Here is a 13742-nt window from a genome sequence, read left to right as displayed (position 1 = left end):
AGTGTTGCAACCATTAATTGACGTCAAAATAGTGGCCATCTAATATCGCGCCACTAATTTGATATCAGTGTGCCGCTACGAGGGAACGAACGGGCTTTCATGGCTTTTGCCGTGATCATCCGGGCAACGCTTGATCGCATTGCGCAACTTTCTTCCTATTCGATTTTGCTCTGACGGGCGCCATTCGCAACCCCGTCGGAATCGTCGCGCCTGCCTTCAAATCGCCCATCCTGCCTGTGCATTGAGACCTTTACATGGACGTTCGTCAGTTCGCCTTTCTCGCTCGCCTGCCATCTGCCGCCGTAAAGAACCGTGATCAGTTCTGCGGTATGCCCAAGCGCGGACTGGCGTTTTTGCTGGCCAACGTCATGTTCTGGCAACCGATGTGGGCCCAGGCCGACGGCATTGTGGTGGCCAACCCTGGCACTACGCTCGACCGCGCCGGCAACGGCGTGCAGATCATCAACATCGCCACGCCCAATGGGGCTGGTCTGTCGCACAACCAGTTTCATGACTACAACGTCAGCGCGCAGGGCGTCATCCTCAACAACGGCTCCAACCAGGCTTCGTCCACTCAGTTGGGCGGCTACATCGTTGACAACCCGCACCTGAAGAACAGCGGTTCGGCACAGGCGATTCTCAACGAAGTCATCGGTGGCAGCCCGAGCCAGTTGCGCGGCTACACCGAAGTGGCGGGGCAGTCGGCACGGGTGATCGTCGCCAACCCGTACGGCATCAGTTGCAACGGTTGCGGTTTCATCAACACGCCTCGCGTCACCCTCGCCACCGGCAAACCGGTGCTGGATGGCAGCGGTCGGCTGGATCGTTTCCAGGTCGATCAGGGCAGCGTCGCCATCGAGGGCGCCGGGCTCAACGCAACCAACGTCGACCGCTTCGAAATCATCACCCGCAGCGCAAAGATCAACGCCGAAATCCAGGCGAAAAACCTGACCATCGTTGCCGGGCGCAACGACGTCAACGCCGACAACCTCAATGCTACGGCCCGCGCCGACGACGGCAGCGCCAAGCCGCAACTGGCCATCGACTCTTCGGCACTGGGCGGGATGTACGCCGGGGCGATCAAACTGGTCGGCACCGAGGCCGGGGTCGGGGTGAAACTCGACGGCAAACTGATCGCCAGCGGCGGCGACATCCAGCTCGACGCCAACGGCCAGTTGAGCCTGGCCGAGACCTCCGCCACTGGCGCGGTCAACGTCAAGGCCGCCGGCCTGGAAACCCGCTCGGCGGTGTACGCCGGCACCTCGCTGAATGTACAGACCCAGGGCGACCTGACCAACCGGCAGACGCTTGCGGCGCGGGACAGCATCAGCCTCAGTGCGGGCGGTCAGCTGACTAACGCCGGGGCCATTGAGGCCGGGGTCAATGCTGACGGCAGTCGCAATGCCAATGGTGATCTGAGCCTGAGCGCGCAAAACATCGACAACCGTGGCAAAGGCCTGGTCGCGAGCCGCAACCTGACGGTCAACGCCACACAAACCCTGAATAACCAGAGCGGCACGCTCAGCGGTCAGAACACCCGGATTGCCGCCGGCACGCTGGACAACCGCAACGTCGGCCGCATGCTGGGCAGCGCCTCCCTGAACCTCAACGCCGGTCAGGTGCTCAACACCCAGGGCGTGATCAACAGCGCGGGCAACCTGACCGGCACGGTCGGACAGCTCATCAATCGCAACGGTGAACTGAGCAGTCAGGGCGACACCGTGTTGACCGTCACGTCGCTGGATAACGTCGCCGGCCTGATGATGGCCGGGCGGATGCTGGACATCACCGCGTCGGGAGCGATTAACAACGCCACCGGCAAACTCGGTGGCAAGACTGCCTTGAACGTGCACGCGCAAAATCTCGACAACAGCCAGCAAGGCCAGTTGATCAGCGAAGGCACGCTGACCACCCGCATCAGCGGCCAGTTGAACAACCAGAACAAGGGCCTGATTCAGGCCAACGGCGCCATGGACGTGCAGGCCACTCGCCTGGACAACCGCGCCGGCAAGATTTCCGGCCTCGACAGCCTGACGGTCAGCAGTGCCAACACGGATAACCGTGGCGGTGTGATTCGTTCGGACAAGGCGCTGAAAGCGCTGGTCGACGAACTGGACAACCGCGACAAGGGCCGGCTCGAAAGCAAAGCGGCACTGACTTTTGAAGGCCGCACGCTGGACAACCGCAATGGCGGCCTGCTGACCTCGACCGGGCTGATGACGCTCAAGGCCGGCGAAGTGAACAACGCTGCCGGGCGAATTTCCGGCAAGGCCGATATCGACGCCAACATCGACACCCTGAACCAGCAGGGCGGTGAACTGGTCGCCGAAGGCAATTTGCTGCTCACCGGCAAAAACCTCGACAACCGCCAGGACGGCCTGGTTGGCTCGCTGAAAAACCTGACCGTGAATGTCGAGCAGATCGACAACCGCGGCGGTTCGTTGTCCAGCCAGCAAGCGCTGTTGGTCAACGGTGCGCGTCTGGATAACAGCGAAGGCGGCAAGGTGTTGTCCGACACCACGCTGGGCCTGAAGGTCGCGCAGATCATCAACGCCACCAACGGCCTGATTTTCAGCAAGGGTGCGAGCACGCTCAGTGGCATTGGTTTGAGCAACGTCGGCGGGCGGATCGTCAGCCAGGCGGATCTGCAACTGACCTTCGATGAAGCCATGGACAACCAGGGCGGTCTGGTCAGCAGCGAAGGACGGCTGACTCTCAAGGCCGGCAGCCTCGACAATCGTCTGGGCAAACTGTCGAGCCTTGAGGCGATGGCATTGACCTCGACCGGCGCAGTGATGAACCAGGGCGGTCTGATCGCCTCGCAAAAAGGCCTGGTGTTCAACAGCGGAAGCCTCGACAACAGCGACCAGGGCATCATCAGCGCCAAGGCCGATTCGACGCTGACCACCGGTGAATTCAAGAACCGTCATGAAGGCAGCCTGGCCACCGACGGCACCCTGCAGCTGAAAGCCGCCCACCTGGACAACTCCGGCGGGCGCATCGGCAGCCAGCAGCAACTCGACGTGTCGGTCACTTCGCTGGAGCAGGATGGCGGCGAGCTGTTCAGCAACGCTGACCTGACGCTGGACATGAACCATGGCTTGTTGAACAACCAGCGCGGCAACCTGCACACGCCGGGTCAGCTGCTGCTGAAAAACCTCGCCGAGGTGAACAACAGCGCAGGTGAAATTTCCGGTGCGAATGCCTGGAGCCTGAATGCGCAAAGCCTGAACAACGACGGCGGCAAGTTGCTGAGCAACCAGAAGCTGACGCTGGTTGTCGATCAGGCCTTGAGCAACATCAAGGGCCTGATTACCTCTGCCGGCCTCGACAGCCGCAGCGCCAGCCTGGACAACACCGGCGGCGAAATCCGTGGGCGCGGCGAGGTCGACCTGACCGTGACCGACCTGTTCGACAACCAGGCCGGCGTGGTCATCGCGGACGATGGCCTGCGCGTCACGGCGGCCCTGCTGGACAACCGTCAGGAAGGTCTGGTGGGGTCTACAAAAGCGCTGACACTCACCGTTGACCGCGTCGACAACCGCAGCGGTGAGCTGTCGAGCAAGGCCGGTGTGAGCCTGATTGGCGCCTGGCTCGACAACAGCGACAGCGGCTACATCGCTGCCGGCGGCAATCTGGCGCTGACGGTGGGCCAGGTCATCAACCACAACAAGGGCCTGATGAGCGGCGACAGCGGTCTCACACTGACCGGGCAGACCCTGGAAAACAGCGGTCGTCTGAGCAGCGGCAAAGACCTGGCGATCACCCTGTCATCGGACCTGAACAACAATCAGGGCAGCCTGATCAGCGAAGGCGCACTGGCGATCAATGCCCAAAGCCTGAGCAACAACGGCGGCACGCTCTCCAGCGCCAAAAACCTCACGGTCGACACCCGAGGCGCCGTCAGCAACCAGGGCGGCAAACTGCTCACCGACACCGCGCTGACGATCAACAGCAGTGCGCTGGATAACCAGCAAAAGGGTGTCATCAGCAGCAAGACCGGCCTGAACATCAACACCGGTGACCTCAACAACAGTCAGGGCAGCATTTACTCGGCCGATCGACTGGAGTTGAACGCAGATCAAGTGACCAATACTGGCGGCAGCATCGGCGCGGCCAATGCTCTGGTGGCCAACCTCAAGGGGCTCGATCAGCAGGGTGGCAAACTGTTCAGTACCGGCAACCTGAGTCTTGATCTGAAAGGCGGTGCGCTGAACAACCAGGACGGCTTCATCACGGCACCGGGCCAATTGCTGCTGAAAAAACTCGGTGAGGTGAACAACCGGGGCGGCGAGATTTCGAGCGAGCAGGCCTTCGACCTGATCGCCACGTCGCTGGACAACAGCGGCGGCCAGATGCTGAGCAACCAGAAACTCACCTTGACCATCGACAAGGCCCTGACCTCGATCAAGGGCAAGATCGCCGCCGCCGCGTTGCAAATCCGGGCGGCGAGCCTGGATAACAGCGATGGTGGCGTGTTGCTGAGCGACAGCGATCTCGAGGTGACCGTCGACGGCCTCTTGAGCAACCGCAACAAAGGCAGCATCAAGGCGGCGCAACAATTGACGCTTAATAGCACCGGTCTGGACAACCAGGGCGGCACGCTGGTGGGCATTGCCGGCCTGGCCATTGACCTGGGCACTACCGCTCAGGACCTGAACAACCAGGACGGCATGATCAGCAGCACAGGCCTGCTGAGCATTGCCCACCTGCGTGACCTCAATAACCAGAACGGCGTGATCAACAGCAAGGGCGTGCTGAGCATCGCCACGCTGCGTGCCCTGAATAACCAGAAAGGTGAAATCTCCAGCGTCAACAGTTTCAGCCTCACCGGTAACAGTCTGGACAACCGCGGCGGCAACCTGATCAGCAACGATCAACTGACCCTCACCGCGTCGGAGCTGAAGAACCAGGGCGGTCTGATCTCTGGCTGGAAGGGCGTGACCGTCAATGGTGGCACCCTCGACAACAGTCAGGAAGGCAGCGTCTCCAGCCTGCTCGGCAACCTGAACATCGACCTCAGCGGTGCGTTGATCAACCACAGCAACGGCGGGCTGGGCGGCATCGGCGAGGTGACCATCAAGGCCACCCGCCTGGACAACACCAGTGGCACCGTCACCAGCGGTGGCAAACAGACCCTGACCTTCACCGGCGGCACGATCAGCAACGGCGCCGGTGGTTTCATTGAAAGCGGCGACACCCTCGATGTTCGCGCGGCCACCCTGAACAACGCCGGTGGCCGGATCACGGCCAGCAAAGCGCTGACCTTCACCGGTACGCAACTGGACAACAGCGGCGGCAGTCTGGTCGGCAAGGACTGCGTCACCCTCGACCTGCTCGGTGCCCTGATCAACGTCAACGGCGCGCTCGGCAGCACCGGGCCGCTGGTGATCAAGCGCTCGGCCAGCGTCGACAACCGCGGTGGCCAGTTGATCAGCCAGAGCCTGCTCGACCTGTTGACCCACGGTGACCTGAACAACAGCGCGGGCGGCACGATTTCGGCCAACGGCCAACTCGACCTCAAGACCGACGGCACCCTGCACAACAACGCCGACGGCCTGATCTCCAGCCGCGATGCCGCCGTCAACCTGACCGCCGCCGCGCTGAACAACGGCAAAGGCGCGGTGCAGAGTTTCACCGCGCTGACCGTGAACACCGGCACCGGGGCCATCGACAACCAGGGCGGTAAACTCATCGCCCAGACCGGTGACCTGAACATCACCGCCGCCAGCCTCGACAGTCGGGGCGGGGTGCTGTCCAGTCTCAAGGGCTTGCTGCAAACCCGTCTGACCGGTGTATTACGCAACGGCCAGGGCGGCAAGATCGAAGGCAGCCGCCTCGACCTGCGCGCACTCGGCGGCATCTACAGCGACGGCGGCCGCATCGCTGCCAACAGTGGCGACATCCTGCTGGATGCCGGCGTCAATGCGCTCGACACCAGCGGCGGCGGCATCTACGCCAAAGGCCAGGTAAAAGTCAGCGCCGGCTCGATGAACAACAATGCCGGCCAGGTCAGCGGCAGCGTTATCGACCTCGGTGCGGGCACGAGTTTGACCAACCGTGGTGGTCTGATCGAAAGCGCCGGCACCCTGGCTGTGCGTGCCACCAACCTCGACAACCAGGGCGGCAAACTGCGCGCCCTCGGAACCAGCGGCAAGACTGACTTCCAGATCGGCAGCCTGTTCGATAACCGCAACGGCCTGGTGGAAACCGCCAACACTCATTTCACTCTGGCAGCGCCGAGTTTCCTTAACGCCGGTGGGTCGGTCACTCACGTGGGCGTGGGCGAGTTCGACATCTCCACCGCCAACGTGATGAACGCCGGCGGCTCGCTGGTGACTCGTGGCGGCCTGACCCTCAACGCCGACAGCTGGACCAACAGCAGCGTGATTCAGGCCGGGCGCCTGACACTCAACATCAACAACTTCACGCAAACGGCCAGCGGCCAGGTGCTGGCCTCGAACCAGCTCACCGGGCGCGGGGTGAACTGGTACAACGACGGGTTGATTGCCAGTGATAGCGGGATGGATATCCAACTGGGTGGTAGCTACGGCGGGAATGGCCGGATCAGTAGCGTTGGCACTATGGGCCTCACCGCTTCGCAGATAGATGTGACTGCCGCGGCGAGCATCACCGGCGCCTCTGAGTCCACGATCACCAGTCGCGGCAGCCTGACCAACCTCGGGCGCCTCACCTCGGCTGATCGACTGACTGTCAATGCCGATTCTCTGGTCAACAACGGCACTCTTGGTGGCGGTGGAAAGCTGCGGATCAACAGCAATTCCCTGCTGAACCAGAACGGGCTGATCTTCAGCGGCGATGACATGGCGTTGCGGGTCGGTACGTTGACCAACCGTTATGCCGACATCTACGGCATCGGCAACATCAGCATCGCCCGGGACGACAGCAATGGCTGGAGTTCCTCGATCAACAACATTTCCGGGACCATCGAGAGCACTGGTGACCTGAGCCTGGCGGCGGATCACATCGAGAACCGCAAGGATGTGTTTGAGGTGGCTGCCGGGGGCGGGTTGATCTCCGGGGCGATTGGTGTTCGGTGCTACAGCTGTACTTCTTTCGGTGAGTTCAGTGAAGGTGAAGGTTCCCCGAGTCATATGGTCTGGGTTGAAAACTACAAGTCAACCATTGTTAAGGACTCGGCTTCGGGCACTTTGACGGCAGGTCGAAACCTGACCGGCAATGGCCGCGAGTTTATAAACAACGCCTCCGTGGTCAGCGCGGGCAGCAACCTGACGCTTAATGTCCAGAACTTTACCAACCAGGGGGCGTCTGTCGGTGAATACACCGTTACCCGTTGGTTCAACGCTCCCAAAGACCCGAGATTCTGGGAAGCAGTCTTGAGTTACAACGCGGCTAACGATCCGGATTACGATTCCGGGGAGCTCGGCTATATCGCGGGGCAAGGTGCATTTGCCAGACCCAACCTGCATGTCTGGAACGTCAATGAGGTTGAATCGTTGACGCGTGTGCGCAGTCGTACGGCGGGTAATGAGGCGGCTCGATATATCGCATTCGGTTCATTCCATCTCGATTATGACGGCAAGTTCTACATTCCAGCGCCCCACTACAATGACGGGGTACGAGTAGAGGCACCTGACGCCGCCAAGAATGCAGCGTATTTCAGGGATACCATCGTTGAACGCAGCCCGACTGCAAACGCCAACGCAGTAGTCCAGGCAGGCGGCACCGTCTACATCAACGCAACAAACAAACTGGACAACGGCGTCGTTCGCAACGGCAACGCATCGGCGGGCGGCGCCTCTCGTCTGGGCTCCACTCAACTGGGTGGCCAGGTAATCCCGACGGTCATCCGCATCAATTCCCAGTTGCCACCGGACCTTGCCCAACAACAGGTCAACCCGCTGGCTCTCCCGGGTTTTACCCTGCCAACCGGCAACAACGGCCTGTTTCATCTGAGCAGCAAGGACGGTAGTGAACAAAACCTTGTAGCCGGTCGCGACTGGACCATCGGCACCATCGCTGCCAGCTCCACCCAGCGCTCGGACGGCATGCCCGCCAGACCGACTACCCAACTGCAGTTCGACCAGAATGATCCGGTCTCGACGAACAAGCGTGACCTGACACTGGCCTCGCGTCCGTCGCTGAACCTCAACGACAAGACCGTGCTGATCAACGTCAACGCGGTCGCCGGTGACGGCCCGGTCGGCGTACTGGCGCCCAACCGTGGCCAGGTTTCGTTCGACGTACCACGCGTACAGGGCCTGCCCGACACCAGCGTGCGCTCCAACCCGCACAAGTACCTGATCGAAACCAACCCGGCGCTGACCAACCTCAAGCAGTTCATGAGCTCGGACTACCTGCTGGGCAAGCTCGGCTACGACCCCGACACCAGCGCCAAACGCCTGGGTGACGGCCTGTTCGAGCAGCGCATGGTGCAGCAGGCCGTGGTCGCCCGCACCGGCCAGCGTTTCATCGACGGCCAGACCTCCGACGAAGCGATGTTCAAGTACCTGATGAACAATGCGGTCGCCAGCAAGGATCAGCTCAATCTGTCCCTCGGCGTGACCCTGACGGCTCAGCAAGTGGCGGCGCTGACCCACGACATCGTCTGGCTCGAAGAGCACGAAGTGAACGGTGAAAAGGTGCTGGTGCCGGTGCTGTACCTGGCCCAGGCCAACAACCGTCTGGCGCCGAACGGCGCGCTGATCCAGGGCGGTGACGTGACCCTGATCGCCGGTGGCGACCTGAACAACGCCGGCACCCTGCGTGCCTCCAACAATTTGTCGGCCGAGGCCGGCAACAACCTCACCAACACCGGCCTGATCGAAGCCGGCGAACGCCTGACCCTCAAGGCCGGCAACGACATCATCAACAAGTCCGGCGGCATTATCTCCGGCAAGGATGTCAGCCTGACCGCCACCAACGGCAGCGTGATCAACCAGCGTGACGTGACCAGTGTCGATGTCAGTGGCGGTGGCAATGTGTACCACCGCGACTATCTAAATAATGCCGCGCGGATCGAAGCAGCCAATGACCTGACGATCAAATCCGGCAAAGACATCAACAACATCGGCGGTGTGCTGCAAAGCGGCCGTGACATGACGCTCGACGCCGATCGCGACGTCAACATCACCTCGGTTCAGGATCGCAGCACCACAGGGCGGGGCAGTAGCTTCCTCAATCAGACCATTACCCAGCATGGCGCTGAAGTGAAGTCCGGGCGGGATCTGACGATCAGTGCCGATCGTGATGTGGCGGTTGTGGGCAGTCGGCTGGATGCGAAGCGGGATCTGAGTATCGATTCCGGTAACGACATCATCATCACCTCGGCGGCCAATGAAAGCGGCTACGTTGCGCGTGGCAAGAGGTTCGCCAACGAAACCCACAGCATCACTCAACAAGCATCCGTGCTGAACGCCGGACGCGATATCGCGCTGAACGCGGGCAATGATCTGGGCATCATCGCCAGTCGTATCAAGGCCGAGGAAAACGTCAGCCTGGATGCGGTTCAGGACATCACGGTTGCTTCCGCCAAGGACGAGAGTTCGTCCTACTACTACAAGAAGAAAAAAGGTTCGTTCGGGCGTAGCAAGACGACCGAGCGCCAAAGCTATGAAAGCGAGAACGTCGCCTCGGTGATCGAGGCGGGCCACGACCTCACCGTCAACACATCCAAGGATGAGGATGGCTCGGTCAGTCTCGATGGTGGACGCAACGTCACCATCATCGGCAGCCAGTTGAAGGCAGGTAATGACCTGGTGGTCGGTGCGACCAAAGACGTGGCCGTGCTCTCCGCCACTGAAGAGGCAGGCAACTACAGCAAGAAAACCAAGACCGGGCTGTTCGGCATGTCCAGCAGCGGCAAGAGCCAGCTGCAGACCACCGTCACCCAGATTGGCAGCGAACTCAACGCCGGCCGGGACGCAGTGGTGCTGGCTGGACGCGATGTGCGTCTGAACGCCAGCCAGATCAATGCCGATAACGATGCCGAGCTGCACGCGGGGCTGGTGGACAAGGAAGGCGACATCACCCTGTCGTCAGCCGACGATCAGGCCTACAGCCGCGCCGAGGAGTACAAGAAAAAGCTGGGCCTGTCGCTCAAGGACACCATCGGTCTGTTCGCGGGCACGCCGGGTGCGGGAGCTGACATCACGCTCAATGCATCGCACAAAAACGGGCGCGAGGTCATCAGCTCCAACAGTGTCGGCAGTCAGGTAAATGCCGGTCACGATGCAATTCTCAATGCGGCCCGTGACATCAACATCATCGGCAGCGGCATCAGTGCCGATAACAACGCTTCGCTTGACGCCGGACGCGATGTCAACGTGGTCGCGTCGATCGATAAGCAACGCAGCAATGAGTGGAAAACCGACAAGAGCTACGGCATCAAACAGACCATCGACAACAATGGATTCACTACGTTTGTCGGTAACGAGACGATCAAACACGGTGTCGACAGCAGTGGCTACACCGCTGCCGGTAGCTCCATCGATGCCGGGATGAACCTCAATGTAAATGCCGGTCGTGACATCAACCAGCAAGGCTCCGATTTTACGGCGGGAAACAATATCCGGCTTAAGGCCGACCGCGACATCAATATCGATGCCAAGGAAGAAGCCAGCGAAGTCACCATTCGTGACAGCGTGAAACGCAACGGGACGACCACGACGGTTGCCTACAACATCGGCAACACCATTGACGGCCTCAAAGGCACGGGCAAGGGTGAGGACGGGGTCAGCAAGGGCTCCAGCGTGCTGAAGTCGGTCGATACCCTCGATCAATTCTTCAGCGGGCCTAAGTTTGACGGACATGCCGGTGCTTCCAGCGTCAGTTCCAGCAGCACGCAGACCTCGGTGACTCAACGTCCGTCGACATTGTCGGCGGGAGGCGACATCACCGTTGATGCAGGGAACAACGTCAATGTGAGCGGCAGCCAGTTCAATGCCGGGCGTGACATCAACGTCAAGGGCAAAGACATCCGGTTCGATGTGGCCCACGGTTCCGAGAACGCCGAGGATCATTCGACCCAAAGCAAAGGCGGCGTGAAAGGCGGCACCACCGGCGGCTTCAAACTCGGTGTAGGGGTCAGCAACGCCGGTAACGTAGGCGAGTCCGCGCAGGGGACTTCGACGACCGCTCAGTTGAATGCTGGCGGCAGCATCAATCTGGATGCAAAAAACGATCTGACACTGGTGGGTACCCAGGTCACCGCAGAGCGTGACATCAAGCTTAAGGCCGGCAATGACCTGAACATCCTGTCGTCACAGAACGCCTACAGCAGCTCGAATGATCGACGCAGCTGGGGGGCCGAGGGCGGCATCATCTTTGGCCAGCAAGGTTTCGGCATCTATGGCTCGGCGAATGTGGGGATCGGTGACCTCAATAGTGAGGGTGTCAAGCAGCAGGAAGCCTATCTGTACGCCGGTAACAAACTGAGTTTCGAGAGCAAGGGCGACACCAACATCGCGGGCGCCACGCTGCGTGGTGATGAAGTCATCGGCGATGTCGGGCGAAACCTCACCGTGACGTCGGTGCCGAACACCGGCAAGGTCAGCGGACAAGAACTCGACTTGAGTATTACCGGCTCTTTCTATGGTGCGAGCGGTTCCGTTGGCTACGGCAAAACCACCGGTAAAACCAACTGGGTCGAAAACCAGACGGTCATCAATGGCAAGAGCAAAGTCGATATCCGCACCCAGGACCACACGCAGCTGGACGGTGCGGTCATCACGGCTGATAACGGCAACCTGAAGCTCGACACCGGAACCCTCGGCTACCGCAACATCACCGGCAAGGACAACGAGCACGGTTACTACCTCAATGTCAGCGGCAGTTATAGCCCGGGCGGTGATGCCCAAGCCGATAAGCCCAACAAAGGCATGGAGGGGGAGGCCAAGAAAAGCTGGGCGGTGGAAGGCTACAAATACGACAAGGATCGTGAGCAGACCCTCAATGCCACCGTCGGCGCGGGCCAGATCATCGTTCGCAACGACAAGGTCACCGGACAGGATTCCACGGTCGGGCTGAATCGGGATGTGAATAAGGCCTACGAGGTCACCAAGGATGAAGAGCATCGTACGGATCTGTATGTCAGCAGTAGTTCAATTGATGCAGTAAGACACCCAATTACCACGCTAGAAAACTGGGAAAAGAGCGTTGCTGACTTTACCCAGAATCAAAAGGATCAAGCGGCCCAGATAGCTCTGATTTTGAGCTCCATAGATAATGTCTGGAATGATATTCAGGCTCAGCACGTAGAAGCTGATGATGTTTCGAAAGGCTTAATTAAAAAGTTTGGAGAGAAACGCGCGCTCACCATTACCAAGAATCTGGTTCGCGCCGGGCTTGATCCAGAAATACTGGAAACCCTTGATCCTAAAATCGTCCAGGCGCTTGTCGATTTTGAGGCTCAAGCCGCGATCTACGATGGCAAGCTGCAGGACTGCATCAAAAACAATACGTGTAAGTTGAATCAACAGGATGGCTGGAAACCGGGACAGCTTCTTGAAATCGGTACAACGTTCACCGATGACCTTCCTCGAAATGCGGGTGAGGCATTACTCGCCCCGGTTGTTACTGCGTTAAAGCTTGCGGGCAAAGTTCCGCCAGAGCAACTTATGGCCATCTCGCTATCGATCCAGGCATTGATGGGGCCGTTCAAGCTGGTCGTAACTGTGACGGCGAGCGCGCTGAAAGGCCTAGTCAAAGAACAATACGATGAGGCTATGGAGAACGCAGCTATTGCGTTGGCAGCCAGGGTGACGGGTCGTACTCCGGATGACATGAGGTACCTTCACGAGAGCGACAAGTCGAACCCTGACAGCACGTTAAAGGGGGATCCATACGTGATGGCTACCAAGTTTCTACTTGGTGCTGTTTTGGATGGGGTTACCGGCTTAGGCATCAAGGCCGGCGGCCGAATTTTGGGTGTAAGTGGCGGCCCAGGACCTGGTAAGCCACATCTAGAGAGTGATAAGGGGCCAACATTACCTATCATTCCAGGTCGAGTGAAAACTCGTGTCAATTTAAAAAACTCCGGCATGGAGCATTTGATTTCTCGTCATCTTTCAGGTAAGTCGAATGCTAGCCAGTTTTCTCTCAGTGAAGCCGAAATTCGTACGCTTTTGCAGAGCAAAACGGTGATAGGCACGCCGATAACGAGAATAGTTGAGAGCAAGCAGGGGGAACGATATGTGCGTGAAGTTAATGTCGGCAGAGAGATTGGGACAGATAAATTCAATGACGGTAAAGGCACTCAAATAATGACCGTCATGACTGACAAATTTGGTAATTTGGTTACGGCGTTTCCGGGAGTGCTGGAATGATTTCGGATGAAAAACTGAAAAAGGAGTTGCTGGAGTCCAAGGAGTCGCTGTTTTCGGGGCAGACGAATACCGAATTGCTAAGGGTAATGCAGGAGAGTTTTCCAACCATAAATATCGCGTTTGTCCTAGACTGGATTCCTGAGCAGGCCGAAGATATTTACTGGGTGCTTGTTGACGCTTCACGGTTAGCGATTATTGAAATTCCTCGCTCAGTGAGCGGAATGTCGAACGGTCCATTAGTCGAAGTGTGGTCGGTTGAAAGTTATATTCGAAAAAAGCTATCCAAGGGAGAGCGAAGAAAGCTGATGGCTGCCATTGATCTTGTTCGTTCGGAAGTGTGAGTAAAAGGGGGGCAGATTTATTTGATTAAATAAATCTGCCCCGAATGGCACTTACTTAACATGTTTAGCATGCCCGTTTTTCCTGACCTCAGCC

2 protein-coding genes are annotated in these 13742 nt (G+C 59.2%); both read left to right on the top strand.

Features of this window, described 5'->3' with window-relative positions:
* Nucleotides 1–254 precede the first annotated feature (254 nt).
* The gene (locus QLG12_RS06190) at nt 255–13307 is read left to right on the top strand and encodes a hemagglutinin repeat-containing protein (RefSeq protein ID WP_282474133.1); all 13053 of its coding nucleotides are present in this window, start codon (nt 255–257) and stop codon (nt 13305–13307) included.
* The gene (locus tag QLG12_RS06185; RefSeq protein WP_282474132.1) at nt 13304–13648 is read left to right on the top strand and encodes a hypothetical protein; all 345 of its coding nucleotides are present in this window, start codon (nt 13304–13306) and stop codon (nt 13646–13648) included. Before QLG12_RS06190 ends, QLG12_RS06185 begins: the two co-directional genes overlap by 4 nt.
* Nucleotides 13649–13742: the final 94 nt, after the last annotated feature.

The organism is Pseudomonas sp. V88_4, assembly GCF_029967985.1.
Classification (GTDB): Bacteria; Pseudomonadota; Gammaproteobacteria; order Pseudomonadales; family Pseudomonadaceae; genus Aquipseudomonas; species Aquipseudomonas glycinae.
This window is presented reverse-complemented; position numbering and strand designations above follow the sequence as displayed.

What these genes read in the sequence shown, in the direction of transcription:
- QLG12_RS06190 (WP_282474133.1), top strand. Translation starts at nt 255, where the DNA reads ATGGACGTTCGTCAGTTCGCCTTTCTCGCTCGCCTGCCATCTGCCGCC.
- QLG12_RS06185 (WP_282474132.1), top strand. Translation starts at nt 13,304, where the DNA reads ATGATTTCGGATGAAAAACTGAAAAAGGAGTTGCTGGAGTCCAAGGAG.